The organism is Micromonospora sp. NPDC050795, from assembly GCF_044456785.1.
GTDB lineage: Bacteria > Actinomycetota > Actinomycetes > Mycobacteriales > Micromonosporaceae > Micromonospora.
This window is the reverse complement of sequence record NZ_JBITGE010000003.1, coordinates 1-25,849: the sequence shown is the minus strand read 5'-3', so window position 1 is coordinate 25,849 and position 25,849 is coordinate 1. Positions and strand designations below refer to the sequence as shown.

Below are 25,849 nucleotides of genomic sequence, written 5' to 3'. Positions count from 1 at the left end.
GTGTAACCCTTGTTCGACAACCATCGAACGACGCCCTATGGTCAGTGTCGTTGGTTCGACGATACTCGAACATTGGAGTTGCCGATGCGATCCCGCGCAACCGCGTACCCACTGGTCGCCGTGCTCGGCTGGGGCGTGATGTTCCCGATCCTGGCCAGCGCGCTTCACCGGGTCGACCCGCTCAACCTGACCACCGCGCGCTACCTGCTGGCCGCCGTCGTCCTGGTCGCCATCCTGCTGCTCCGCGAGGGTGCCGGCGCGCTCCGCCACGGAGGCCGGGCGCTGGAGGTGGTGGTGCTCGGAGTGGTCGGCTTCGCGGGCTTCAACCTGCTCACCAACCTGGCGCTCGAACACGCCGCCCCGCAGCAGATCTCCCTCTTCGTGGCCACGACCCCGGTGATCACCCAGCTGGTCCGCTGGGCTCGCGACGGCGTACGCCCGAAGCCGCTCCTGCTGGCCCTCTCCCTGGTGGCGCTCCTCGGCGTCGGTCTGGTGATCACGCGCGGGAGCCTGGACGGCCTCGGACAGTTCGGTCTCGGTGGCCTCATGATGATCGGCGCGGTGCTGGGTTGGGGCATCTACACCCACGGCGCCAGCCGGTTCGGCGAGTGGTCGCCGCTGCGCTTCACCACACTGACCGCGCTCGCCGGCACGGCCGCCATGCTCGTCCTGAGCATTGGCGCCGACGCCGTCGGCTGGCAGCACGCGCCGGCCGCCGCCGACCTCGTGGCGGTCGCCCCGCAACTGGCGTACGCCGTGCTGGTGGGCGCCGTGATCGCGGTCCTGGCCTGGAACACCGGCGTGCAGCGACTCGGTGCCGCCAACGCCGCGCTGTTCATGAACCTGGTCCCGGTGACCACCTTCGCGGTGCAGATCGCCCGCGGCTACCGCCCGGAGCCCGTCGAGCTGGTCGGGGCCTCCATCACGATCGCCGCCCTGATCGCCGCGAACCTCGCCGCCCGGCCCCGGGCCACGTCGCTGCCCCGGCCGAGCGCGGTGACGGACCCGATCGCGGTGACCGACCCCGTCGCGGTGAGTTTCCGCTGACCCAATACCTGGGATCAGTGGTAGCAGGGGCCGACAGCGTTGTCCTAGACTCGACGGCACAACTGAATACCTCATCCAGAGGGGCTGAGGGATACGGCCCGACGACGCCCCGGCAACCACCCCGCGCGCTCACCGCTGAGCGACCCGCGGGGCAGGTGCCAATTCCGTCCCCGCCGCACCGTGCGATGCGGGGAAAGATGAGAGGACTCTCGACATGACGTCGACGCTCGTCGCCTCCGGCATCGACACCGCTGCCAGCCCCGCCCGCGCCCTGGTCTGCCGTGCCTGCTCGGCCCGCTACCCGCTCGCCGCCCAGCACGCCTGTTACGAGTGTTTCGGCCCGCTGGAAGTCGACTACGACACCGCCGCGCTGGCCACCGTCACCCGCGAGCAGATCGAGGCCGGCCCGAACAACATCTGGCGGTACGCCGCCCTGCTTCCCGCCGGTCAGGACCCGGCCACCCGGGTGACCCTCGACCCGGGCCTGACCCCACTGGTGGCGGCCCCGCACCTCGCCGCCGAGCTGGGCATCACCGCGCCGCTCTGGGTCAAGGACGACAGCGCCAACCCCACCCACTCGTTCAAGGACCGGGTCGTCTCGGTGGCGCTCACCGCCGCCAAGGCCCTCGGCTTCAGCCGGTTCGCCTGCGCGTCAACGGGCAACCTGGCCAACTCGGTGGCCGCCCACGCCGCCCGCGCCGGGGTGCCCTCGGTGGTCTTCATCCCCAGCGACCTGGAACAGGGCAAGGTCATCAACACCGCCGTCTACGGCGGCGAGCTGGTCGCCATCGACGGCTCGTACGACGACGTCAACCGGCTCTGCGGTGAGCTGGTGGAGACCGACGAGTTCGAGGACACCGCGTTCGTCAACGTGAACGTCCGGCCGTACTACGCGGAGGGCTCCAAGACCCTCGGCTACGAGGTGGCCGAGCAGCTCGGCTGGCGGATCCCGGCGCAGGTGGTCATCCCGATGGCCAGCGGCGAGCTGCTCACCAAGATTGACAAGGCGTTCTCCGAGCTGGTGGAGATCGGCCTGGTCGAGGCGCCCGCCGACGGCTGGAAGGTCTTCGGGGCGCAGTCCGCCGGCTGCAACCCGATCGCCGTCGCACTGCACGGCGAGACCGACACGATCGTCCCGGTCAAGCCCACCGGCATCGCCAAGTCACTCAACATCGGCGACCCGGCGGCCGGCCTCTACGCCCTGGAGGCGGTCCGCCGCACCGGCGGCTGGATGGAGTACGTCGACGACGACGAGATCCGCGCGGGCATCCGCGATCTGGCCCGTACCACCGGGGTCTTCGCGGAAACCGCCGGTGGGGTCACCGTGGCGGTGCTGCGCAAGCTGGTCGAGTCCGGTCGGCTCGACCCGACGGCCGAGACCGTCGTGTTCAACACCGGCGAGGGTCTGAAGACCATCGACGCGGTGGCCGGCCAGGTCGGGCCGACCCACCACATCAAGCCCTCGCTGCGCGCCGCCCGCGACGCCGGCCTCCTGGGCTGAACGGCCCGCCCGGCACCCGGGCCGAGTGGATCAATCGGTAACTGGGTTTTCGCTGTGAGTGTGGAAAACCCGCCGCTACGGACTTGACGGCAGGAACCGGACGGCGCAAGATGCTCCGTGCGGGAGGGCATTTCGCCGAAGACTTTTGAAGTTCTTGCGACCCAACGCCGGAGGCGTTGTGCGAGTGTCCCTCCCGACCACGTTCGATCGGGCCAGCGAGTAATTCGCTGGCCCGATCGCTTTTGTACGGTGCAGGCTCACCGGCATGAGCATCACCATCGCGTCGTTCGACGGCGCCGACCGGACGTCGGTCGACGAGGCGTACCGGATCGGGTCGGCGGCCAACGACGCCGATCTGCCGGACTTCCCGCCCTCCTGCCGTCGCCGCTTCGACGCGCTGTTCCACACGCCGATGCCCGGTACCCGGTCGCTCTGGGCGCTGGCCCGTCTGGACGGCGTGCCGGCCGGCTACCTCCAACTGGACCTGCCGCAGCTCGACAACACCGACAACGCCACCGCCGAGCTGGTGGTGCATCCGCAGCTGCGGCGGCGGGGCGTGGGCCGGGCCCTGCACGAGTACGGGCTGCGCCTGCTCCGCGAGCACGGCCGCAAGCGGGTGGTGGCGATGACCGTCTCCGCGCTGCCCGGCGGGCCGGCCCGAAGCGTGGCCGGTGACGCGTTCGCCGCCGCGACCGGAGCCCAGCCCGCTCTCGCCGAGGTCCGCCGACGGCTCGACGTCGGCGACATCGACCGGGTCGCGTTGCGGGCGGCGCTCGCCGAGGCACAACCCCGAGCCAAGGGCTATCACTCGGTCTGCTGGCAGGGCTCCACCCCGCAGGAGTACGTCGGCGACATCGCCTACCTGGACGGCCGGTTGCTGATGGACGCGCCCATGGGCGACGTGCAGTGGGAACCGGAGCAGGTGGACGCCGAGCGGATCCGCGGCAACGAACGGGCGCTGGACGCCCGGGGCCGGCGGCGCTACCACCTCGGGATGCGACACGAGGCGTCCGGCCGGCTGGTCGCCTGGACCCTGCTGGACGTGGGCGCTGCCGCCGACTGGCACGCGTTCCAGCAGATCACCATCGTCGACCCGGCCCACCGTGGGCACCGGCTCGGCCTCGTCGCCAAGGCGGAGAACCTGCACCACCTGCTGACCCACGAGCCGGCGGTACAGGTGATCGACACTTTCAACGCGGCCAGCAACAGCTACATGGTGTCGATCAACGAACAGCTCGGCTTCCGCCCGGTGGACCGGTGGACCGACTGGCAGCTCACCCTCTGACGGGTATCGGCGCTACTGCTCGCGGACGTGACTCAGGCATGGACCGCTGCCGGGCATTCGCGCTACTGCTCCCGGACGTGACTCAGGCATGATGGCGGGCATGACGGAGACCCCGCATCCCCTGTACGACAGGCACGCCGACACCCTCAACCGTGCGCTGACCGCGATCACGGAGCGGGGCTACTGGTCCGCCTATCCCGAATCCCCCAGCCCCCGGGTGTACGGCGAGACCGCCGCCGCCGACGGTAAGGCCGCCTTCGAGGCGTACCTCGGTGGTGACTTCCCGCTCGACCAGCCCGGCACGGGCGTTCGGGTCGCCACCGAGACGAGCCCGTTCGGGGTGGAGTTGGCGGTGCGTTACCCGCACGCCGGCCCCGGTGATCTGGTCGACGCCGCCTCCGCCGCGCTCCCGGCGTGGCGCGACGCCGGCCCGCAGGCCCGGGTGGGCGTCTGCCTGGAGATCCTCGACCGGCTGCACAAGCACATCTTCGAGCTGGCCAACGCTGTGCAGTTCACCAGCGGGCAGGCGTTCGTGATGGCCTTCCAGGCCGGTGGCGCGCACGCGCTGGACCGGGCGCTGGAGGCGTTGGCGTACGCGTACGCCGAGATGACCCGCCACCCGGGCAGGGCGGGCTGGGAGAAGGCCGCCGGCAAGGGTGACCCGCTGCGGATGACCAAGACGTTCCACGTGGTGCCGCGTGGGGTGGCGCTGGTGATCGGCTGCAACACCTTCCCGACCTGGAACTCGTACCCCGGGCTGTTCGCCTCGCTGGTCACCGGCAACCCGGTGATCGTCAAGCCGCACCCGCGCGCGGTGCTGCCGCTGGCCATCACCGTGAAGTACGCCCGGGAGGTGCTCGCCGAGGCCGGGTTCGACCCGAACCTGATCCTGCTGGCGGCCGAGGCGCCCGGTGAGAAGCTCGCCAGCGATCTGGCCCTGCACCAGGCCATCCGGATCGTCGACTTCACGGGCTCCACCGAGTACGGCGACTGGCTGGAGACGCACGCCCGGCAGGCATCGGTCTACACCGAGAAGGCCGGCCTGAACACCGTCGTCGTCGACTCCACCGACGACTTCGCCGGCATGTGCCGCAACCTGGGGTTCACGCTGACCCTCTACAGCGGGCAGATGTGCACCACCTCACAGAACATCCTCATCCCGGCCGGGGGCATCGAGACCGACCAGGGGCACAAGAGCTTCGACGAGGTGGCCGGCGGGATCGCCGCCGCCGTCGGCAAGCTCACCGCCGACCCGGCCCGGGGTGTGGAGCTGACCGGTGCCATCGTCAACGACGGGGTTCTGGAGCGGCTGGCCGAGGTGACCAAGGTCGGCGAGCCGGTGCTGGAGTCGCGGGCCGTGGCCCACCCGTCGTACCCCGACGCGGTGGTGCGTACGCCGACGATCGTGAAGCTGACCGCGGACGACTCGGAGACGTACGGCCGGGAATGGTTCGGGCCGATCTCGTTCGCCATCGCGACCGACTCGACCACGCACAGCCTGGAGCTGCTGCGCCGGACGGTCGGCGAGAAGGGCGCGCTCACCGCCGGTGTCTACTCGACCGACGAGGCAGTGCTGGACGCAACCGAGGCGGTGGCGGTCGAGGTCGGGGTGCACCTGTCCTGCAACCTCACCGGCGGTGTCTTCGTGAACCAGTCGGCGGCGTTCTCCGACTTCCACGGCAGTGGAGCCAACGCGGCGGCCAACTCGGCGCTGACCGACGGGGCTTACGTGGCGAACCGGTTCCGGATCGTGCAGTCGCGGCGGCATGTTTGATCTTTAGTTGCGGTGGGGGTTTCCGGGGCAGCCCGACCCGCTTCGGGCGGTCAGGCTTGATCCCTGCGCGGGTCGGGCTGCCCCGGAAACCCTGACGTGGACACGGTTGTCGCTTACGCTTCCGGTTTTTTGCAGGGCATCAGGGTGGTTCTGCCCTGGGATGAGTTCCTGGTTTTAGGCTGTTCGGCGCATCTGTAGCTCGGTCAGGGCTGGGATGTTCGGGTGGGGGACCCGTACCCCGGTGTCCTTGAAGCCCAGGCGCTGGTAGGCGCGGTAGGCGCGGTCGTTGCCGACCACCACCTCCAGCAGCAGTTCCGGCCGGCCGCAGGCCCGCGACCAGGCGGCCACCCCGTCGATCAGCTCGCCGAGCAGGCCACTACCGCGCCAGGTCGGCGTGACGTACACGGCGTAGATCACGGTCAGTCCCGGTTCGTTCGGGTGGGTCGTACCACCGGCGTGCCCGACCAGCCGACCGCCCGGGTCGGCGACGAACTGCGCGTTACCGGCACCGGCCGAGGTGTACGCGACCCGGGCGGCGAACTCGTTGTGCGGTCGGGCCGCCGCGTCCGCGAGGGTCTCCAGGAAGGCCAACGGCGCGTCGGCCAGCATCTCCAGGCGCAGCGCCCGCATCCGGGCGGCGTCCTCCGGCCGGACCCGGCGGATCTCCGCGAGCCGCACTGCCGGGGGGCCCATGTCGGTGGTCATGTCCGCATGCCTACCACAGGGCAGGGGCGGCGTTTCACGAGCTGGGCCCGATCGCCGTCATCGCGGGGCCGCCCGGCGACCGTCTTTCCATTTCGCAATGACGCGGGCGAATCCGGCGGCTCGGGAACCCGGCCGATCAGCGCCGTCGGTACGCCTCGGAGTGTGTCTGTTTTGTGGCCGTGCGCGGCCGTCAGTCCTCGTGTAGCGTGCGATTTCGGTCACCTTCTTCAATGGCGGTCGTCGATCGCTTAGTCGGTGGTCCGAGGCGTCCGGCCGTGCCGTGCGCCGAGTCAGGCAACGCCGGGCAGAGTGAGGGAAGTGCACAGTGGCACAGGGCTCCGTGAAGTGGTTCAACGCCGAAAAGGGCTACGGCTTCATCGCCGTCGACGGCGGGCAGGACGTTTTCGTCCACTTCTCCGCGATCGAGATGGACGGTTACAAGGCGCTGGACGACGGTCAGCGGGTCGAGTTCGAGATCACCCAGGGCCAGAAGGGCCCACAGGCAGAGCACGTACGCGTCATTGACTGAGTTTCCTGGCCGATCGGCCCCGTGAGTCGGGGCTGCGGCAGGGGCGCGCACCCGGGAAGATCGTGAACCGTTCCAGCCGATGCTGAGGAGCGTTCATGACCGACCAGCCACCCCCGCACACTCCGTCCTCCGGGTCGGGGGAGCCGGACCCGTCCTCGCCCGCCGGCAGCCCCGGCCACGCCGGCCCGCCGCCCGGCTGGGGGCCCGGCACGTCCCCGGCCGGCCCGGTCTCCGGCCCCGCCGGTCCGCCGCCCGGCTGGGATCCCGCCCAGGGTGCCTGGGGTGCGGCCCCGCCACCGCAGGGCTGGGCGTTCCCGCCCACCGGGGGCTACCCGCCCGGGTCGGGTCCCTACGGCGGCCAGCCGTGGTACCCGGGGCCGCCGGTCGGCTGGTACCCGCCCGGTTACGGGTCCGACCCGAACGACGCCCTGGTCACGCCACCCGGCGCGGGTATCGGCGGCTGGTTCAACCGGTGCGGGGGAGCGCTGCGCCGCGGCTGGCGGCAGTTGGTGCCGATCATGCTGCTCACCCAGGTGCTGCCCGCGGCGGTGCTCTCGGTGGTCTCCCTCGGGCTGGACCCGTCGGCGAAGTGGGCCGCCCAGGCCGGGTCGACGTCGACCCCCGCGCTGCCGGACAATTTCGTCGCCGAACTACTGAGCCTCCTGGTCCTGCTGCTCGGTGGCAGCCTCGTCGTCGGGTTGGTGCAGGCCGTCGGGTGGGCCGCCGGCACCTGGGTGATCACCCAGCAGGCGGCCGGTCAGCCGGCCAGCCTGGAGTCCGCGCTGCGCTACGGCCTGCGTCGGGCACTCGGGCTGTGGGCGTGGACCCTGCTGGTCAGTCTGCTCATCGGCGTCGGTGTCTGCTTCTGCGTGCTGCCGGGCATCTACCTGGCCTTCGCGTTGAGCATGGCCGGCCCGGTCTATCTCTTCGAACGGCACAACCCGATCGGTCGATCGTTCCGGATGTTCCACGACCGACTCGGCCTGCTGCTCGGACGGGTGGCCCTGGTGGCCGGGGCGGTGATCGTCGGCACGCTGATCCCCGGTGGCGTGGAAGGGATCGGCACCGGCGCGCTCGGAACGGACCCGTTCTCCTCGGCGGGTACCGCAGCCGGGGCGGTGGTGGTGATCGGGATCACCGCCGTGCTGGCCCTGCCGGCCCATCTCGCGCAGATGATCGGTCTGCTGGTGACGTACGTCGAGCAGCGTGCCCATGAGGCGCCGGTGAACAGCGCTGGACTGGCCGCGGAACTCGGCTGAGCGGCGGCATCGTGCTTGCACTCGGCAGGGGAGAGTGCTAAACAAGTCATTGGCACTCGCATACCGTGAGTGCCAACGGTCGGGACGGTGGGGCCAGGTTGTGCCGGTGTGGAGACACCGGGGCAGCACATGGCCGGTCGTCGCGGGCTATCCGGCCCGGCCGAAGGACGTCGTCGTCGCCAGGTGGCGACGTCCCTAGGTGCGCACACCAGGCGGCCCATCCGGGGCACACATCTCGGGTGGCCCGTGAGTGTCCAGGAGGACAACGCCGTATGGCCAAGATGATCGCTTTCGACGAAGAGGCTCGCCGCGGCCTCGAGCGGGGCATGAACCAGCTCGCCGACGCCGTAAAGGTGACCCTCGGCCCCAAGGGCCGCAACGTCGTGCTCGAGAAGAAGTGGGGTGCCCCCACCATCACCAACGATGGTGTGAGCATCGCCAAGGAGATCGAGCTCGAGGACCCGTACGAGAAGATCGGCGCTGAGCTGGTCAAGGAGGTCGCCAAGAAGACCGACGACGTTGCCGGTGACGGCACGACGACGGCGACCGTCCTGGCCCAGGCCCTGGTTCGCGAGGGCCTGCGCAACGTGGCCGCCGGCGCCAACCCGATGGCCCTGAAGCGGGGCATCGAGGCCGCGGTCGCGAGCGTCTCGGAGGAGCTGTCCAAGCTCGCCAAGGACGTCGAGACCAAGGAGCAGATCGCCTCCACCGCCTCCATCTCCGCTGGCGACAGCACCGTCGGCGAGATCATCGCCGAGGCGATGGACAAGGTCGGCAAGGAAGGCGTCATCACCGTCGAGGAGAGCAACACCTTCGGGCTGGAGCTGGAGCTCACCGAGGGTATGCGCTTCGACAAGGGCTACATCTCGGCCTACTTCATGACCGACCCGGAGCGTATGGAGGCCGTCTTCGACGACCCGTACATCCTGATCGCCAACAGCAAGATCTCGTCGGTGAAGGACCTGCTCCCGATCCTGGAGAAGGTCATGCAGTCGGGCAAGCCGCTGCTGATCATCGCCGAGGACCTGGAGGGCGAGGCCCTCGCCACCCTGGTGGTCAACAAGGTCCGTGGCACCTTCAAGTCGGTCGCCGTCAAGGCGCCGGGCTTCGGTGACCGCCGCAAGGCCATGCTGACCGACATCGCCATCCTCGCCGGTGGCCAGGTCATCAGCGAGGAGGTCGGCCTCAAGCTCGACGCCGCCAGCATCGACATGCTGGGCCGCGCCCGCAAGGTCGTGGTGACCAAGGACGAGACCACCATCGTCGACGGTGCCGGTGACGCCGAGCAGATCCAGGGCCGGGTCAACCAGATCCGGGCCGAGATCGACAAGAGCGACTCCGACTACGACCGCGAGAAGCTGCAGGAGCGGCTGGCCAAGCTGGCCGGCGGCGTCGCGGTCATCAAGGTCGGCGCGGCCACCGAGGTCGAGCTCAAGGAGCGCAAGCACCGCATCGAGGACGCCGTTCGCAACGCGAAGGCGGCCGTCGAGGAGGGCATCGTCCCGGGTGGTGGCGTCGCGCTGGTGCAGGCCGGCAAGACCGCCTTCGACAAGCTCGACCTGGTCGGCGACGAGGCGACCGGTGCGAACATCGTCAAGGTCGCGCTGGACGCCCCGCTGCGGCAGATCGCCGTCAACGCCGGCCTTGAGGGCGGCGTCGTGGTGGAGAAGGTCCGTAACCTCGAAGCGGGTCACGGTCTGAACGCCGCCAACGGCGAGTACGTCGACCTGCTGGCCGCGGGCATCATCGACCCGGCCAAGGTGACGCGTTCGGCGCTGCAGAACGCCGCTTCCATCGCGGCGCTCTTCCTCACCACCGAGGCTGTTGTCGCGGACAAGCCGGAGAAGACCCCGGCTGCCCCGGCTGGCCCGGGTGGCGGGGACATGGACTTCTGAGTCCAGTTCCGACACCGAACGGGGCGGGCCGCTGACGCGGTCCGCCCCGTTCGTCGTCAGGTCGGCAGTCGGCGCTGGTTGCGCCGCTTCTGTGCCCGGTTGTACGGCGGAAGCAACTGGATCGGCGCGTCCACCATCTCCTGCGACTCCTCGGCCGCCGGCGGCTCGCCGTCGGTGGTCATCTCGGCCAGTTGCTCGGCGTCGCCGTAGTCGAGCCGGTCGAACGGCAGTTGGCCGGGGAGTTCACCCACCGGCTTCCAGGTGATCGGCGGGCCGTCCTCGGTCTGGTTGTCATCCGTGGTCATGGCTGCCTCCTCTACCGAAACGGTAGGGGGCGTCGTTGGCCGATGCGGGCGAATGGATCTATGTCCTGTTTGCCCCGGTTATCCCCCGGACAGGGTCCGCCGATACAGGAAGAAGACCCGCTCGATCCGCGCACCCGCGCTGCCCGAGTAGAACGGCACCGGTCCTACCCAGCCGATCTGTGCCCGGTCCAGCCCCGCCGCCCGCTGGTCGCGCAGGCAGCGCCGCAACAGCACCCCACCGATGCCCGACCCCTCCGCGGCCGGTGCGGTGCCCATCGGCCCGAACCAACTCGGCCGGGACGACCCGTACGCGGCGAAGCCGAGCACCTCGCCGTCGCGCTCCGCCAGGTGGCAACCGGCGTCGGCGCGCCCCACCGAACCGGCCAGCTCGCCGTCCCACGTTCCGCCGAAGGTGGACCGGGCGAACGCGGTCAGCGCCGGAAGATCCGCCGGCTCCGCCCGGCGTACCGTGACACCCTGGTCGGCCAGCCGCCGCTCCGTGGCCTCGGTGGACCGCAGTGCCGGCGACCCGTCGTACGACAGGTCCGCGGTCATGTTCCACGCGGTCCGGTCCTGCTGGTAGCCGAGCGCGAGGGCGGCGCAGACCGCCGGCGTGTAGCGGACGTCGATTCCCGGCCACGCGTAGTACGGCGGGTTCCCGGCCAGCAGCACCTCGGTCGCCCCACGGTCGGCGAGCACCCGCTCGGCCCGCTGGAGCAGCGCCCGGCCGACGCCCCGACGCCGCTGATCCGCAAGGACCGCGACCAGGTCGACGTGCCCGATCCCCGGCTCGACCGACGACACCGAGCAGATCAGCACCCCCACCAGGTCCGCACCTCGGTACGCGCCCAGCCCGACCACGGGCCGGTCGGCGGCGGCGGCCCGGGTCCAGAGCACGTCCACGATGGAAGCCGCCTCGGCGGAGTCCTCGGGCAGGTCGAGCGCCTGCTGGCAGAGCTGTACGACGCTGGTGACCAGGTCGGCGGTCAGCTCGGTGACGGTGATCTCGGCGTCCATGGTCGCCGACCCTAGATCACCGGATGTCGAGCCGCACCCCCGCCCGTGGGGCGACGGTCACCCCTGGGCGGCGCGAACGGCGGCGTAGGCGTCGACCTGGCCGGCGCCGGTGACGTTCGCCGGAGCGCCGCAGGCGTCGGAGGGACTGTCGGAGCGATAGGTGGGCGTCACCTCCGTGGCGGTGTCCCGCAGGATCTGCCGGGTCCGGGTCACGTCGCCGACCAGCGCCGGATTCGCCGACCACATCAGGGCGACCACCCCGGCCACCTGCGGGGTCGCCATCGACGTGCCGTCCAGCTCGGCGTACGTGCCGCCCGGCATGGCCGACACCACACCCACCCCCGGTGCCAGCACGTCCGGTTTACCCGAGCCGCCCGGCACCGGCCCGCGCGAGGAGAACTCGGCGACGCGCCGCTGGGCGTCCACCGCGCCCACTGTCAGCACGTCCGGGTACGGGGCGGGCGGATCGTCGATCGACGCGCACCACGGGCCGGTGTTACCGGCCGCGACGACCACGAAGATCCCGGCGGCGTCGAGCGCGGCGGTGGCCGGCCGCAGAACGCGCTGGTCGCAACCCTCGATGGGCGGGCAGCCCCACGAGTTGGTCAGCACCTGCGGGGCGCGCTCCGGACGGCCGTCGGTGAACGGGTCGCCGCCGGCCGGGAAGGGCGCCATCATGAACTGGAGACAGTCCAGGTAGCGCGCGGGGCTGCCGAGGTTGCGGTCGAGGTTCACGCAGCCCACCCACTGCGCGTCCGGGGCCACCCCGATGCCGTCCCGCCCGACCGCGCTGCCCACCGTGTGGGTGCCGTGCCCGCCCTTGTCGGTTGGGCTCCGGGTGTCGTCCCACGGGTCGAACCAGGAGTCGTCCCCACCACGGAACCCGGCGCGTAGGGCTGGATGGCCGCCGTCCACCCCCGAGTCGGAGCTGCCGACCACGATGCCCGCGCCGGTGACCCGGAGTTGGGACCACACCCGGTCGGCGCCGATCTGACGGATGTTCCACTCCGGGCCGGTGGGCTTGGGCAGGGTGCCCCGGCTCTGCCCGGCCGGGGCCGGCAACGGTCGCAGGCGCTGGCTGACCAGCACCCGCGCCACCTCCGGTCGGCGGGCGAGCCAGGCCCGCACCGCCGGGCCGCCGTCCACCTCGACGGCGTTGACCAGGTAGTACGACACCGGATCGAGCCGCAACCGGTTCAACCCCCGGAGCAGGTAGCCCTGGCTCTGCTCGGCGGTCGTCACCAGCCGCCGGTAGACCTCCGCCGCGCGGGCGTCCCGTCCGGCCCGGCCCGGCGCGGCGGCCGGGAGACCGTTCAGGTCGGCCTGCGTACGCAGCACCACGAACAGCCGCTCGCCGTACAGGCCCGGCTGGCCGGGGCCGAGGTCGACCGCCCCGAACGCCACCAGCAGCACCACGGCCGCCACCGCGGCGACCCGCCTGCTCGGGGTGCGTGCCGTCGGCCGGGCGAGCAGCACCGCGTACCCGATGGCGACCAGGACCGCGACGGCGAGCCCGACGCCGGCGGCGGCTGCCACCCAGAACGGGATGTCCCGGGTGCCGACCAGCAGCAGGCTGATCTCTTCCGGGTCGGTGAAGGCCAGCGGGCCGAGCGCGGCCAGGCCCACGAGCCAGCCGGTCGCCGCTCGGCCGGCGCGCGCGGCCTCAGCCGGGTGGGCGGTGGGCCGCAAGGTCGCGGCCCAGAGCGCGGCCAGCGCGAAACCCACCGGCGGCAGGGTCAGCAGCGCGGGCAACTGCGCGCCGGACTGCCCGGTCCCGGCCGCGAGCAACAGCAGCGCCACCCCGGCGACCAGACCGCCGACCAGCACCAGCCGAGCGGGCCGGAGTGGTCGCCCAACCGCGAACCGGGCCCAGAAGGGGGCGTCCAGCAGAGTCGCGGCGAGCACCCCGAGCGCGGCGGCCGCCACCAGCGCGAGAACGGTCTCCAGGAGGCCGCCGAGCGCGCCCAGCCAGGCCCACGGCAGCAGCAGCGCCAACCCGGCGGCCACCGCGAGTAGCGGCACCGGGCCGGTACGGCGCACGCGCCGTCCGACCGACTCCGCGCCTCCGGTGGCCGCGGGCCGCGTGGCGTCGCTGTCTCCGGCGGCTTCGGGCCGTTCGGCGGCGCTGTCTCCGGCGGCTTCGGGCCGTTCGGCGGCGCTGTCTCCGGCGGCCTCGGGTGGCGTGGCGTCGCCGCCTGCGGTGGCCTCGGGCCGCGTGGTGTCGCGGCCTCCGGTGGGTGCCGGGCCGCCGACCGAGCCGACCAGTCCGGGGTACGCCGACCGGCGGGCCGACCAGCGCACGGCGAGCGCGCCGAGCGACGCGACGCCGGCCAGCGCGGCGAGGTACGCCTCATGGTGCACCGGTGGCACGGCCCGCAGCAGTGTGAGCACACCGAGCGCGATCGCCCCGATCAACCAGGCCCGCCCGGTGGCCCGGACCGCGCCCGACCGGGGCAGCATGGCCAGCAGGAGGGCGGGCGTGCCGGCCAGCACGACGGTGGCCAGGCCGAGCACCGGCCACAGCCAGCCGAGCCGGTCCCGTCCGAAGCCCAGCAGCACCTGATCGGTGAGCCAGCCTCCGGTCTGGGTGCCCACGGTGACCGCAACCGTCCAGCAGCCGACCAGCACGGCCGCGACCACCGGCCACGGGGGACTGCGGTAGCTGGGGCCCTGGTACGCAGGTTGACCTTGCATCCGAGAACCTTACGACTACGAGGAAGGGCTTCGACCCCACCGTCGGGTTCCGAGGCGTCGAGGAACCGTGCAGATCTTGGACAGTTTCCGTCACGCGATGACGGAAACTGTCCAAGATCTGCGATGGGTCGGCCGGGATCGGGTGGCGGGACGTGTCGAGCGCTCCGGGGCAGGTGGGCGCGGTGCGGGGCGGGCGGCGAATGTCGACACGGTGGCTCGGCGGTTACGGTGGACAGGTGCGCGACCCGAATGTCTCCCGATCCGTCGCCGGTCAGCTCTCACCGGTCCGCCGTGCGTCCGACCTGCGTCGACTGCGTGCCGAACGCTTCGACGTGCTGGTCATCGGGGGCGGGGTGACCGGAGCCGGTGCCGCCCTGGACGCTGCGTCCCGTGGCCTGAAGGTGGCGCTGGTCGAGGCACGTGACCTTGCCGCCGGGACCTCCAGCCGGTCCAGCAAACTCATCCACGGTGGCCTGCGGTATCTGGAGCAGTTGGAGTTCCACCTGGTCCACGAGGCGCTCACCGAGCGCGGCCTGCTGGCCACCCGGCTCGCGCCGCACCTGGTACGCCCGGTGCCGATCATGGTGCCGCTGCCGGCCGGCCGGGGCCTGCGGGACCTGCCGACCCGGGTCTTCCGGCGCTCGTACTACGGCGCCGGGGTGGCCGCGTACGACGCCTTCGCCGGGCTCTTCGGCGGGGGTCGGGGAATGCCCCTGCACCGTCACCTGACCCGGGAGGGCGCGCGGCGGATCTTCCCGAGTCTGCGGGCCGACGCGCTGGCCGGGGCGATCCGCTACTACGACGGGCAGGTCGACGACGCCCGGCTGGTTGTCACACTGGCCCGCACCGCTGCCAGCCTCGGCGCCACAGTGGTGAGCAGTGCCCGCGCCGTCGGGTTGATCCGGCAGGCCCGCGAGGTGACCGGCGTCCGCGTCCGGGACCTGGAGGTGCCACCGGGCTCGCCGGACGCGGAGTTCGAGGTGCAGGCCCGCACCGTCATCGCCGCCACCGGCGTGTGGAGCGACGACATGTCCCGGATGCTGAACGACGTCGGCCTGCGGCCCGGCATCCGGGTGCGCGCCTCCAAGGGGGTGCACCTGGTGGTGCCCCGTTCGGCGATCACCGGCGAGACGGGGCTCATCCTGCGTACGGCGAGTTCGGTGCTCTTCGTCATCCCGTGGGGCGGGCACTGGATCATCGGCACCACGGACACCGACTGGCGGCTGGACCGTTCCCACCCGGCCGCCTCGGCCCGCGACATCGACTACCTCCTCCAGCAGGTCAACACCGTGCTGGAACGGCCGCTGACCACCGCCGACATCGAGGGGGTGTACGCCGGGCTGCGCCCGCTGCTGGCCGGCGAGGCCGACTCGACCTCGAAGCTCTCCCGGGAGCACGCGGTCTTCGAGCCGATGCTCGGGCTGCTGCTGGTCGCCGGCGGCAAGTACACGACGTACCGGGTGATGGCGTCCGACGTGGTCGACCGGGCCGCTCGCCGACTCGGTGGCGCCCGCTCGTCGCGTACCGCCGACCTGCCGCTGCTCGGCGCCGACGGCTACCCGGCCATGTGGCGGGACCGGGCCGACCTGGCCCGCCGGCACGGCGTGCCGGTGGGCGTGGTGGAGCACCTGCTGGAGCGGTACGGCACCCTCACCCTGGACCTGCTGGCGCTCGTCGACGCCGATCCTCTGCTGGCGTCCCCGCTGGCCGGTGCTCCGGAGTATCTGGCGGCCGAGGTCGCGTACGCGGCGCGGGCCGAGGGCGCGCTGCACCTGGAGGACGTGCTGACCCGGCGGACCCGCATCTCGTTCGAGACCAGCCACCGGGGGCTGGAGTCGGCGGAGCACACCGCCGAGTTGATGGGGGCGGTGCTCGGTTGGGACGCGGCCACTCGGGCGCGCGAGGTCGAGCACTACCGGGTTCGGGTGGAGGCGGAGCGGCAGTCGCAGTTGATGCCGGACGACGCGACGGCGGACGCGGCCCGCCTCGGCGCTCCGGACGTCAGGGGTTACGCGGCCGACCGGGGCGACGACAACCAGGCGGAGCTGCGCTCGTCCGCTCGATGACGAATTGCGACGTTACCGATGGGTAACCATCGATACCGGCCCGGATGGTGGTTTCGGACGCTACCTACGGTGGGGTAGGTTTCCGCGCGTGCTAGCCCGCGCGCGCCCTCGTTTGCTCGTACCCTTGCTCGCCGTCGCGCTCGTCGGTGCCCTGACCGGGTGCTCCCTCTTCGACGGTGACAAGCCGAGCACCCCGGTGGCGCAACCGACCCCCGGCACGGCGGGTGGCGGCTCGCAGCTGGAGATCCCCACCACCGTCGCCGCCGGTCAGGTCAGCCTGCTCCAGCGGCTCGGCGAGGACGGGCCGATGCGCACCCTGAGCGTCGAACGGAACGGCGCGTGGCAGTGCGTCGACTGCGCCGGCGACGGCGTGACCTCCCGGGGCACCCTCGCACCGGAGCTGACCGAACGGCTCCAGGTGCTGCTCGCCAACCCGAAGCTGGCCGACGAGACCGATCAGGCCCGGCGGTACCGGACAACCTGCATCGACGCGCTGACGTCCAGCCTCATCACCTCGGCCGGGCTGATCACCTCGCAGGACTGCCCGGGCGAGGAGCTCACGCCGGTCGGAGGGGAGATCCTGCTGCTGCTCACCCAGGCGACCCCGGCCGAGGTCAAGGGCTGACCGCAACCGGTCAGAGCACCTTGCCCGGGTTGAGCAGACCGGCCGGGTCGAGCGCCGCCTTGATCGCCTGATGCACCCGGACACCGACCGGCCCGATCTCCCGGGCCAGCCAGTCCCGCTTGAGCAGCCCCACCCCGTGCTCGCCGGTGCACGTGCCGCCCAGGTCCAGGCCGAGCCGCATGATCTCGTCGAAGGCCCGCCGACCCCGCTCCACGCTCGCCGGGTCGGCCCGGTCGACAACGATGTTCGGGTGCATGTTGCCGTCTCCGGCGTGCCCCACCACGCCGATCGGCACCTCACACTCGGCCGCGATCCGGGCGACCCCGTCCAGGAGCGCGGCGAGCGCGCCGCGCGGCACCGCCACGTCGTCGATCACCAGACCGCCGATGCCGCCCGGGTAGGCGTCCGCCGCGAACTTCTCCATGGCCGGGTGGGCCAGCCGGCGAGCCTGGAGCAGCGCCGCCGCCTCCACCGCGTCGGTGGCCGCGTAGACCTCGTCGGCGCCGACGGACTCGCACACCTCCGCCAGCACGGCCAGGTCGTCCGCCGCCCGGGAGCCGGTGTCGGCGGCGGCCAGCAACAGGGCCTGCGCGTCGGTCCGCAACCCCATCGGTTGGTACGCCTCGATCGCCCGCAGGTGGGTCTGGTCCAGCAACTCCAGCAGGCTGGGGGTGAGCCCGCGAGCCGCGATCTCGGCCACCGCCGCGCCGGCCGTGGCGGTGGATCCGAAGACCGCCACCAGGGTCAGTGAGTCGGCCGGGGCGGGGCGCAGCGCCACGGTCACCTCGGTGATCACGCCGAGGGTGCCCTCCGAACCGACGAACAGTCGGGTCAGGTCGTAGCCGGCCACCCCCTTGGCCGTACGCCGGCCGGTGCGCAGCACCTCACCGGAGGCGAGCACCACCTCCAGGCCGAGCACGTACTCGGTGGTCACTCCGTACTTCACACAGCACATGCCGCCGGCGTTGGTGGCCACGTTGCCACCGATCGTGGACGACTCCCAGGAGCCGGGGTCCGGCGGGTACCAGAGGCCCTGTTTCGCCACCGCCCCGGCCAGGGCCGCGTTGACCACCCCCGGTTGGACCACAGCGATCCGGCTCACCGGGTCGATCTCCCGGATCGCGTTCATCGCGACGGTGCTGAGCACCACCGCGCCGTCCACCGCGTTCGCCGCGCCGGCCAGCCCGGTCCGTGCGCCCTGCGGCACCACCGGTACGCCGTGCCGCGCCGCCGCCTGGATCACGGCGACCACCTGCTCGGTGTCGCGCGGGCGGGTCACCACCAGCGGGACGCCGGCGGCGCACAGGTCGGCCTCGTCTCGCTGGTGCAGGCGCAGCAGGTCCGGGTCGGTGAGCACGGCGTCGTCACCGAGCGCGGCGCGCAGGTCGTCGAGGAGCGCGGTGGGGGCCATGCAGCCGAGGTTAGGGCGGTACCGGTCGATCATCAACATGATCGACTGGTCGGGTTAACGTGGCACCATGCTCTACCTGGACCGGCCCGCCTGGCCGTGGCGCGGTCGGCTCTGGTCGCACCTGATCAGTGACGTCTCGTACGCCGAGCTGCACGCCTTCGCCGAGACGCTCGGCGCGCCCCGGCGCGGCTTCGACCGGGACCACTACGACATCCCGGCGGACCGGTTCGCGGCGGCGGTGTGGCTCGGTGCCCAGGTGGTGCCGAGCCGGGAGCTGGTCCGGTTGCTCCGCGCCGCCGACCTGCGTCGGCCGAAGCACCTGGTCAACCCGCGTTCTCCGGTGCCGCGGTGAGGGTGGCCAGCTCGCGGCGCACATTGTCCCGGGCGGGCTCCTCCCACCGGCTCGCCAGCGGTGGCGAACGGAACAGCGCGGGCAGCGACAGCAGGCCGGTCAGCACGGCGGCCCGCCCAGCCCGGAAGGCCGGCTCCGGCACGTGGGCGTACTCCCGGCGGATCGCAGCCGCGTAACGCTCGTAGGTCGCCGGCGGCGCGGCCAGCACGGCCAGGTCCGCGTCGCAGAGCAGCACGCCGTCCCGGTCGCCCGGTGCCACCGCGTGCCCGGCGGTGAGCAGCACCAGCCGGCGCACCTCGGCCACCGTGGGCGCCGGCACCCCGAGCCCGGTGAGCACGCTCTCGGCCAGCGCGGCGCTGTCCCGTTCGTTGGCATCGCCGTCGGCGCGGGGGTCGTAGATCGCGTCGTGGAACCAGGCCGCCAGCCGGACCGCATCGGCCCGGGCGGCCAGGTCTGCGTGCTGGTCCACCACGTCGAGCACCGCCGTCAGGTGGGCCACCGTGTGGTAGTGCCGGTGCGGCTCCCGCCAGCGGGCGATCAACTGCTCGCCGGCCCTGGTGGTATCCGGGCCGGGCCTCGCGCCGGCACCCCGGGCCACCGCCCGCCACCGGTCCAACAGATCAACCACCGCCCGAGTCTGCCGCATCGGCCCGTGACGCGCGGGTAGGGAGGGTTCAGCGGGCCCACCACGGGTAGTCGCGCCCATGGCCGTGGCCCGGGACAAGCGACAGCCCATGGTGCGACGTACCGCGCTGCGCGACGGTTTGGTGGACATCGACGGCGCACGGATCGCCGAGGCCACCGAGCAACTGCGCCACCGCAGCCGGGCCACCCTGCACGATCGGCTGCACCGGGTACGGATGGCCGGCGGACTCGCGGTGCAGGCCGGGCTCGCCGCCGGGCTCGCGTACTTGATCTCGCACAAGGTGCTCGGCAATCCGCAACCGGTCTTCGCGCCGATCTCCGCGGTCGGCACCCTGGCCGCGTCGGTCGGTCAGCGGTTCCGCCGGACGGTGGAGCTGATCGTCGGGGTGGGGGTCGGGGTGGCCGTCGGCGACCTCCTGATCTATCTGCTCGGCACCGGGGCGTGGCAGCTCGGCCTGGTGGTCACCGTGGCGATCCTGCTCACCATCTTCGCCGGAGCGAGCGTGGCCATCGTCATCCAGGCGGCGGCCACGGCGGTGCTGATCGTGACGTTGAGCCCGTCGACCCAGAACCTGGAGATCCCCCGCTTCGTCGACGCGTTCCTCGGCGGTGGGATCGCGCTGCTGGTCACGGCGGTGCTGCTGCCACTGAACCCACTCCGGGTGATCAACCGGGCGGCCCGCCCCGCCCTGGACCTGCTCGCCGCCCAGCTCGACGCCACCGCCGACGGGCTGCGCAACCGGGACCGCGCCACCATCCAGGCGGCACTGGAGAGGCTGCGCAACAACAAGGAGGAGCTGGCCACGCTGGGCGAGGCGATCGAGGGGGCGAAGGAGACCGCCACCCTCTCCCCGGCCCGCTGGCACCGCCGCGACGAACTGACCCACTACGCCGAGGCGGCCGACCCGATCGACCGGGCGATGCGCAACAGCGGCACCCTGATCCGCCGATCCGTCACGCTGGTCGAGGACAAGGAACCGGTACCCGATCCGATGCCGGACGCGATCGGTCACCTCGCCGAGTCGGTCCGGCTGCTCAAGCACGAGTTCGCCGCCGGTGAGGAGCCGGAGGAGGCCCGGGAGCGGTCGCTGCGGGCGGTCAGCGAGGCCGGCCGGGCGTACGGCGCGGGGGTGGGGTTCTCGGGCAGCGTGGTGATCGCCCAGATCCGGACGACAGCGAGCGACCTGCTGGTCGCCACCGGCATCGAGCAGGAGGAGGCGAACCGGTGGATCCGCACCGCCTTCGGGGAGCAGGAGCGCCCGGTCGGTGAACCCGCCGAGCCCGGCGAGACGCCGAAGCCACCCACCGCCCCGCCGGTCGGCTGAGCGGAAACGACCGCCGGGCGGGCCTCAGGCCAGCTCGGCCAGGGCCGCGAGCAGCCGGTCCACCTCGGCGGCCGTGCTGCCCAACCCGATGCTGGCCCGCAGCGCGGTGGGCGGCAGGTCCCGCCGGCCGGTACGCCCCGCCGCCTCGCCGAGCAGCCGCCGGGCCAGCGGGTGGGCACAGAACAACCCGTCCCGTACGCCGATGTGGTGCTCGGCGGCCAGCCGGGTGGCCACCTCGGTGGAGTCCCAGCCGGCGACCACGAACGAGACGATGCCGACCCGGGGCGCGTCCGGGCCGAAGGTGCGCAGCTCGACGACGTGCGGCAGGGCGGCGAGGCCGGTCCGTAGCCGGGCCAGCAGGGTCTGCTCGTGGGCGGCCAGCGCGCCCCGGTCCGCCTCGTCGAGCGCCCGGCACACCGCCGCCAGCGCGACCGCTCCGAGCAGATTCGGGGTGCCGCCCTCGTGTCGGGCCGGGCCGGTCGCCCAGGTCACGTCGTGGGTGGCCGGCCCGACGTGGCTGGTGGCACCACCGCCGGCCAGGTAGGGCGGGGCGGCGTCCAGCCAGTCGGCGCGACCGATCAGCACGCCCGCGCCGAACGGCGCGTACAGCTTGTGGCCGGACACGGCCAGGTAGTCGACGTCGAGCGCGAGCAGGTCGACCGGGGCGTGCGGGGCGAGCTGTGCGGCGTCGAGCACGATCCGGGCACCGTGCCGGTGCGCCACCCGCGCCAGTTCGGCCACCGGCCACCGCTCACCCGTCACGTTGCTCGCACCGGTCACCGCTACCAGCACCGGCAACGCCGGGCTGCTGCCCCGGCGCAGCTCGGTGAGGGCGGCGGCGAGATCGCGAACCGCCCCGTCGGGGTCGCTGGGCACCGGCAGCCGCACCGACCCGCGCGGCCAGGGCAGCAGGTTGGCGTGGTGTTCGGAGGCGTTCGTGACCACGGTGGTGCCGGCCGGCACGGCCCGCGCCAGCAGGTTGAGCGCGTCGGTGGTGTTGCGGGTGAAGATCACGTGATCGTCGGCGCGAGCGCCGAAGAAGTCGCCGATCGTCTGCCGGGCCTGCTCGTACGCGAGGGTGCAGCGCCGCGACAGCGCTCCCGCTCCGCGATGCACGCTGGCGTACCAGGGCAGCAGCTCGGCCACCGCGTCGGCGGCGGCCCGCGCGCACGGCGCACTGGCCGCGTAGTCCAGGTTGATCTCGCCGGGCACGCCGAGGACGTCGAGCGACGCGGACGGCACGGTGGGCAGGCTGGGCAGCGAGGGTACGAGAGTGACGGACACGCCGGAACCTCCGGGGTCAGGGACCCCGGGTGCGACATCGGGACGGGGTCCGCGCTTGCCCAGCACACCGATCGGGCTGGGCCCGGTCATCACCCGGGGCACCCCACCGCGAACTCGACGAGGGTTGCCGGCCAGCAAGCCGGGGCTTGACGCTGGCGCTCGTGACCTGCCGGCAGCATAGCGGCTACCGATGCGACCGAACCAGCCGGCGGCGGATGGCTACGCTGACCGCATGGCCGACACCCCGCCCGGTTCACCGCTGCCGCCTGCGCCCGCCGCCCCGCCCGCGCCCGCCGGCCCTCCCATGGGTGAGACGCCGCGAATGCCGCTGCGCCGACTGGGCTGGCGGCGGTTCCTGGTGCTGGCCGGGGTGGTGCTGTTGATCGCGGCGTGCGCGGTCTTCATGGTCTTCACGCTCGGCCAGTCGCTCGGTGCGCAGGCCCTGCTGATCGGGGTGGTCGCCGCCATTCTGCCGGTGCCGGTGCTGGTCGGCTGCTTCCTCTGGCTGGACCGGTACGAACCGGAGCCGTTGAAGTATCTGATCTTCTGCTTCGCGTGGGGGGCGTTCGTCTCCACCGCCGCCTCACTCACCGTGAACGACTTCGCGGCCAACCGCTTCGCCGACTGGGGCCTGCCGTCGGCGCTCACCGGGGTGCTGGTGGCGCCGTTCATCGAAGAGCTGACCAAGGCGCTGGGCCCGATCCTGCTGCTGGTGTTCCGCCGCCGCGAGTGGTCGGGGATCACCGACGGCCTGGTCTACTGCGGGCTCGCCGCAGTCGGCTTCGCGATGGTGGAGAACATCCTCTACCTGGGTGGGTTGGGCTATGCGTCCGGCGCCGACCGGTACGGTCCGGCCACCGGCATCCAGCAGGTCATAGCGATCTTCATCCTGCGGATCCTGCTGTTCGGGTTCGCCCATCCCCTTTTCACCTCGATGACCGGTGTGGGGTTGGGCATCGCCTCCCGGACGGCGGACCGGCGCATCCGGGTGCTCGCCCCGATCGCCGGCCTGCTGCTGGCGATGATGCTGCACGGCACGTGGAACCTGCTGCCCACGCTGACCCAGGCCACCGGCGAGGCCATGATCATGCTGTACGGCTTCCTGGGCCTCATGGTGCCGGTCTTCTTCGGCACCGTGGGGCTGGCGCTGTGGCTGCGCGCCTGGGAGGGGCGACTCACCGAGCGGGTCCTGCCCGACTACGTACGCGCCGGCTGGCTCAGCCCGCCCGAGGTGGCCGCCCTGAGCAGTCTCGGTCGGCGGCACGCAGCCCGCAGTTGGGCGCGGCGGGTGGCCGGCGACGCCGGGGTGCGGGCGATGCGGGGCTACCAGTCCGCCGCCACCCGACTGGCCCTGCTGCGCGACGGGGCCCTGCGCGGCCTGGACCGCAAACCCGCCGACCAGGAGCGGACCGCCCGCGAGGAGCGGGAACTGCTGGACGCGATCACCGGATACCGGTCGTTCTTCGTGGGTCGGGACCCGCAGGCCCCGGCGGGGGTCTGGGACGGCAGCCGCTACCACCTGCGCTTCCCGGACGGCACCGAACGTGCGGTGGACGCGCCGGACGAGCCGGTGGTGCCGATCCCGGTGGTGCTGACTCCCGCCCCGGCTCCGATGGGTTACGCCCCGCCTGGCCGGCCCGGCCTGCGCCCGGCCTCCCCCTGGCCCCCAACGCACCCCTGACACCGCCGACAACCGCCCAACCAAAGCAGGGCAGACCCCGGCAAGCCCGGCCCTGCCCGCGCCCGCCCCTGCCCCGCCCTGCCCCCGCCGATCTTGCAGTTTCGGTCGTCGAAGAGCGTGGAATGCCCTCTATGCCGGGACAGTAAGTGCAAGATCGCGGGCCGGCTCCGGTCGATCATGGAGTCGTGGTGCCTGACTTGGTGCTACTTGTGGACTTTGTCCCAGCACCACAACTCCATGATCGGCGTGGCGTGGCGTGGCGTGGCATCGGCGTGGCGTGGCGTCGCTTCAGGTCATCAGCGAGGTGAGGAAGTCGCCGAGGCCCTGGAACATTGCGATCAGCGCGGCGCCGATCGCCCGGAACATCTGCGCGGCGCCGTCCGGCCGGAAGGCCATGAAGTAGATCAGGAACGCGACACTGCCCCAGGTCAAGAGCTTCTTCACGAATACCGGCATCGTCCCTCCCCAGGGCCACGGTCGCCGGATGGCTTCCCGTCGTGCGGCTGGGCAAACGGTGCGCGACGGGGCCTGGTGACCGGGGGAGGTGCGTCAGAGGTAGAGGCCGGTCGAGTCGTTCTCGATCCGCTCGGCGGCGACGGCGTGCACGTCCCGCTCCCGCAGCAGCACGTAACCGCGGCCGTGCAGCTCGACCTCGGAGCGCTCGTCCGGGTCGAAGAGCACCCGGTCGCCGGAGACGATGGCGCGCACGTTCGGCCCCACCCCGACCGCGGTGGCCCAGGCGAGGCGCTTGCCGACCGCTGCGGTCGCCGGAATGACGATGCCAGCGGTGGAGCGGCGTTCGCCCTCGCTGCCCTCCATCCGCACCAGCACGCGGTCGTGCAGCAGGCGGATCGGCAGGCCGGCGTCGAGATCGTTGTCGGCGGTCACGTCGCAGACGCTACCGTGTGGCCGACGGTGGTCGGCCGGTGGTTACGCCGGAGGTGGTCGGGGCATTGTGTGGTGGAACCGCCCTGCGGTGTCGCGAACGGACGTATGCTGTCCGACCTGTCGCCGTCGGCGGGCCGGGTTCTCTGCCAGGAGGTGCGCTTGAGCCGCTTCGAGCGGGTACGCGGGCGGCTTCGCCGCGCCTACCAGTCACGACAGGAGTCGGCGAGTGCCGACGAGGGCGTTCCGAGTGACGCGTTGAACGACGCGTCGGAGGCGGCCCGGGTGGCGTCGCCGGCCGTGCCGGGGCCGTCCGCGCCGCCGAGCGCCACTGTCTACGGCGCGGAACCTCCGGTGGACCTCCACAGCTCCACCTCCAGCCGGGACGACGCCGACGTTCCGCACGGGCTGCGGATCGCCGCCGCGTGGTGTTGGCGACTGATCGTGATCGGCGTGGTGGCCTGGGCGCTGCTGCGGATCGTCGGCACGGTCAAGATCGTGATCATTCCGCTGGCCATCGCGCTGCTGCTCTCCGCGCTGCTCGCCCCTGCGGTGGGCTGGCTGCTGCGGGTCCGGTTCCCCCGGTCGCTGGCGACGGCGGTGGTGCTGGTCGGCGGCCTGGCCGCGGTGATCGGCACGTTGACGCTGGTGGTCAACGAGTTCATCCGTGGCGTACCGGAGCTGAGCGAGAAGTCCTCGGAGGGCGTCCGGCAGATCCAGAACTGGCTGAAGACGGGCCCGCTGCACCTTTCCGACACTCAGCTCGACCGCTACATCGACGAGGCGCAGGCCTGGATCAACAACAACACGTCGAGGTTCACCAGCGGCGCGCTGAGCACCGCCGCGACGCTGGCCGAGGTCCTGACCGGCACGCTGCTGGTGCTCTTCGCGACGTTCTTCTTCCTGCGCGACGGCAACCGGATCTGGCGGTTCCTGGTCCGGCTGCTGCCGGTGGCCGCCCGGTGGAAAGTCGACGACGCCGGCCGCGCCTCCTGGCAGACGCTTGTCGCCTACGTCCGCGCGACAGTGCTTGTCGCCTTCATCGACGCGGTCGGCATCGGCATCTTCCTGGTCGCCTTCGACATCCCGTTCGCCTTCCCGCTGGCCGCGCTGGTCTTCCTCGGCGCGTTCATCCCGATCGTCGGTGCGGCGCTCTCCGGCGGCGTGGCGGTGCTGGTGGCCCTCGTCGACAGCGGCCCGGTCACCGCGTTGATCATCCTGGGCGCGGTGATCGGCGTGCAACAAATCGAGGGGCACGTGCTCCAGCCGCTGATCATGGGCCGAGCGGTTGCACTGCACCCGCTCGCGGTGATCATCGGTATCGCTGCGGGTGTCGTCCTCGCCGGCATCACCGGCGCGCTGGTCTCCGTGCCGCTCATCGCGGTGCTGAACACCGCGGTCCGCCGGCTCGCCGCCCGCAGGGTGCCGGACACCCCGCCCGACGCCGTGGTCGTCGCCTCCCAGGCCCCCTAGGTTCTGTCTCGCGGATCATGAATCTCGCTCGTTAGGCCTGTGTGGCACGAGGCGATCTGACGAACCATGAGTGGGCTGTGCTGGCGCCGCT

General features: G+C 72.2%; 22 protein-coding genes and 2 riboswitches. Of the genes, 13 read left to right on the top strand and 9 right to left on the bottom strand.

The window, feature by feature from the left end; genetic code table 11:
• The first annotated feature begins 84 nt into the window (after positions 1–84).
• From ACIBEF_RS03735 to paaN, 4 genes are all read left to right on the top strand, one after another.
• Positions 85–1,047 carry a DMT family transporter gene (locus ACIBEF_RS03735; RefSeq protein WP_396790894.1) on the top strand — a complete coding sequence of 321 codons (963 nt, stop codon included), beginning with the start codon at positions 85–87 and terminating at the stop codon, positions 1,045–1,047.
• A 68-nt stretch (positions 1,048–1,115) separates the two neighbouring features.
• A riboswitch (SAM riboswitch) is annotated at positions 1,116–1,251 on the top strand.
• 10 nt (positions 1,252–1,261) lie between these two features.
• Entirely contained in the window at positions 1,262–2,548 is a 1,287-nt protein-coding gene (thrC, locus tag ACIBEF_RS03730; protein WP_396790892.1) for a threonine synthase, read from the top strand.
• A gap of 265 nt (positions 2,549–2,813) precedes the next feature.
• On the top strand, positions 2,814–3,833 hold the full coding sequence (locus tag ACIBEF_RS03725; protein WP_396790890.1) for a GNAT family N-acetyltransferase: 1,020 nt from the start codon (positions 2,814–2,816) through the stop codon (positions 3,831–3,833).
• A gap of 100 nt (positions 3,834–3,933) precedes the next feature.
• Positions 3,934–5,607, top strand: coding sequence for a phenylacetic acid degradation protein PaaN (gene paaN, locus ACIBEF_RS03720; protein ID WP_396790888.1), 1,674 nt, complete (start codon positions 3,934–3,936; stop codon positions 5,605–5,607).
• Between the two features lie 174 nt (positions 5,608–5,781).
• Here paaN and ACIBEF_RS03715 read toward each other — a convergent pair whose 3' ends face one another.
• Positions 5,782–6,312, bottom strand: coding sequence for a GNAT family N-acetyltransferase (locus ACIBEF_RS03715; protein WP_357194005.1), 531 nt, complete (start codon positions 6,310–6,312; stop codon positions 5,782–5,784).
• Between the two features lie 325 nt (positions 6,313–6,637).
• Between ACIBEF_RS03715 and ACIBEF_RS03710 the strand changes: the two genes are divergently transcribed.
• The 3 genes from ACIBEF_RS03710 (at position 6,638) to groL (ending at position 9,995) form a co-directional block, all read left to right on the top strand.
• Positions 6,638–6,841 carry a cold-shock protein gene (locus ACIBEF_RS03710; protein ID WP_355005844.1) on the top strand — a complete coding sequence of 68 codons (204 nt, stop codon included), beginning with the start codon at positions 6,638–6,640 and terminating at the stop codon, positions 6,839–6,841.
• Between the two features lie 95 nt (positions 6,842–6,936).
• The gene (locus ACIBEF_RS03705; protein WP_396790885.1) at positions 6,937–8,100 is read left to right on the top strand and encodes a hypothetical protein; all 1,164 of its coding nucleotides are present in this window, start codon (positions 6,937–6,939) and stop codon (positions 8,098–8,100) included.
• A gap of 272 nt (positions 8,101–8,372) precedes the next feature.
• Entirely contained in the window at positions 8,373–9,995 is a 1,623-nt protein-coding gene (gene groL, locus ACIBEF_RS03700) for a chaperonin GroEL (protein WP_396790883.1), read from the top strand.
• 56 nt (positions 9,996–10,051) lie between these two features.
• Here the strand turns inward: groL and ACIBEF_RS03695 are convergent, their stop codons facing one another.
• The 3 genes from ACIBEF_RS03695 to ACIBEF_RS03685 form a co-directional block, all read right to left on the bottom strand.
• Entirely contained in the window at positions 10,052–10,300 is a 249-nt protein-coding gene (locus ACIBEF_RS03695) for a hypothetical protein (protein WP_396790881.1), read from the bottom strand.
• 78 nt (positions 10,301–10,378) lie between these two features.
• Positions 10,379–11,317: a GNAT family N-acetyltransferase gene (locus ACIBEF_RS03690; protein ID WP_396790879.1), complete on the bottom strand. Its 939-nt coding sequence runs from the start codon at positions 11,315–11,317 to the stop codon at positions 10,379–10,381.
• A 57-nt stretch (positions 11,318–11,374) separates the two neighbouring features.
• Positions 11,375–14,011: a S8 family serine peptidase gene (locus tag ACIBEF_RS03685; protein WP_396790877.1), complete on the bottom strand. Its 2,637-nt coding sequence runs from the start codon at positions 14,009–14,011 to the stop codon at positions 11,375–11,377.
• A gap of 200 nt (positions 14,012–14,211) precedes the next feature.
• Here ACIBEF_RS03685 and ACIBEF_RS03680 point away from each other — a divergent pair, with 200 nt between their 5' ends.
• Both ACIBEF_RS03680 and ACIBEF_RS03675 read left to right on the top strand, forming a co-directional pair.
• Entirely contained in the window at positions 14,212–16,077 is a 1,866-nt protein-coding gene (locus tag ACIBEF_RS03680) for a glycerol-3-phosphate dehydrogenase/oxidase (protein WP_396791267.1), read from the top strand.
• 124 nt (positions 16,078–16,201) lie between these two features.
• Positions 16,202–16,702 (top strand): hypothetical protein, encoded by a 501-nt coding sequence (locus ACIBEF_RS03675; protein WP_396790875.1) that lies wholly within the window; start codon positions 16,202–16,204, stop codon positions 16,700–16,702.
• A gap of 10 nt (positions 16,703–16,712) precedes the next feature.
• Here the strand turns inward: ACIBEF_RS03675 and ACIBEF_RS03670 are convergent, their stop codons facing one another.
• Positions 16,713–18,113: an FAD-binding oxidoreductase gene (locus ACIBEF_RS03670; protein ID WP_396790873.1), complete on the bottom strand. Its 1,401-nt coding sequence runs from the start codon at positions 18,111–18,113 to the stop codon at positions 16,713–16,715.
• A 67-nt stretch (positions 18,114–18,180) separates the two neighbouring features.
• Between ACIBEF_RS03670 and ACIBEF_RS03665 the strand changes: the two genes are divergently transcribed.
• The gene (locus ACIBEF_RS03665) at positions 18,181–18,465 is read left to right on the top strand and encodes a DUF4031 domain-containing protein (RefSeq protein WP_396790871.1); all 285 of its coding nucleotides are present in this window, start codon (positions 18,181–18,183) and stop codon (positions 18,463–18,465) included.
• On the opposite strand, the gene ACIBEF_RS03660 is transcribed toward ACIBEF_RS03665, so the two are convergent.
• Entirely contained in the window at positions 18,437–19,093 is a 657-nt protein-coding gene (locus ACIBEF_RS03660) for a metal-dependent phosphohydrolase (protein ID WP_396790869.1), read from the bottom strand. The genes ACIBEF_RS03665 and ACIBEF_RS03660 overlap by 29 nt on opposite strands.
• Before the next feature lie 106 nt (positions 19,094–19,199).
• On the opposite strand from ACIBEF_RS03660, the gene ACIBEF_RS03655 reads away from it, so the two are divergent.
• A complete protein-coding gene (locus ACIBEF_RS03655) occupies positions 19,200–20,435 on the top strand; it encodes an FUSC family protein (RefSeq protein ID WP_396790867.1) in 1,236 nt (411 codons plus the stop codon).
• Between the two features lie 24 nt (positions 20,436–20,459).
• On the opposite strand, the gene ACIBEF_RS03650 is transcribed toward ACIBEF_RS03655, so the two are convergent.
• A complete protein-coding gene (locus ACIBEF_RS03650) occupies positions 20,460–21,719 on the bottom strand; it encodes an aminotransferase class V-fold PLP-dependent enzyme (RefSeq protein WP_396790865.1) in 1,260 nt (419 codons plus the stop codon).
• A 46-nt stretch (positions 21,720–21,765) separates the two neighbouring features.
• A riboswitch (SAM riboswitch) is annotated at positions 21,766–21,886 on the bottom strand.
• Positions 21,887–21,909: 23 nt separating this feature from the next.
• Here ACIBEF_RS03650 and ACIBEF_RS03645 point away from each other — a divergent pair.
• Complete coding sequence (locus ACIBEF_RS03645; protein ID WP_396790863.1) at positions 21,910–23,400, top strand: PrsW family intramembrane metalloprotease; 1,491 nt, start codon at positions 21,910–21,912, stop codon at positions 23,398–23,400.
• A gap of 288 nt (positions 23,401–23,688) precedes the next feature.
• Here ACIBEF_RS03645 and ACIBEF_RS03640 read toward each other — a convergent pair whose 3' ends face one another.
• Positions 23,689–23,856 carry a hypothetical protein gene (locus ACIBEF_RS03640; RefSeq protein WP_167337262.1) on the bottom strand — a complete coding sequence of 56 codons (168 nt, stop codon included), beginning with the start codon at positions 23,854–23,856 and terminating at the stop codon, positions 23,689–23,691.
• A gap of 93 nt (positions 23,857–23,949) precedes the next feature.
• On the bottom strand, positions 23,950–24,288 hold the full coding sequence (locus ACIBEF_RS03635) for a co-chaperone GroES (RefSeq protein ID WP_091402887.1): 339 nt from the start codon (positions 24,286–24,288) through the stop codon (positions 23,950–23,952).
• 153 nt (positions 24,289–24,441) lie between these two features.
• Between ACIBEF_RS03635 and ACIBEF_RS03630 the strand changes: the two genes are divergently transcribed.
• Positions 24,442–25,758, top strand: coding sequence for an AI-2E family transporter (locus tag ACIBEF_RS03630; protein ID WP_396791265.1), 1,317 nt, complete (start codon positions 24,442–24,444; stop codon positions 25,756–25,758).
• The last annotated feature ends 91 nt before the right edge of the window (positions 25,759–25,849 follow it).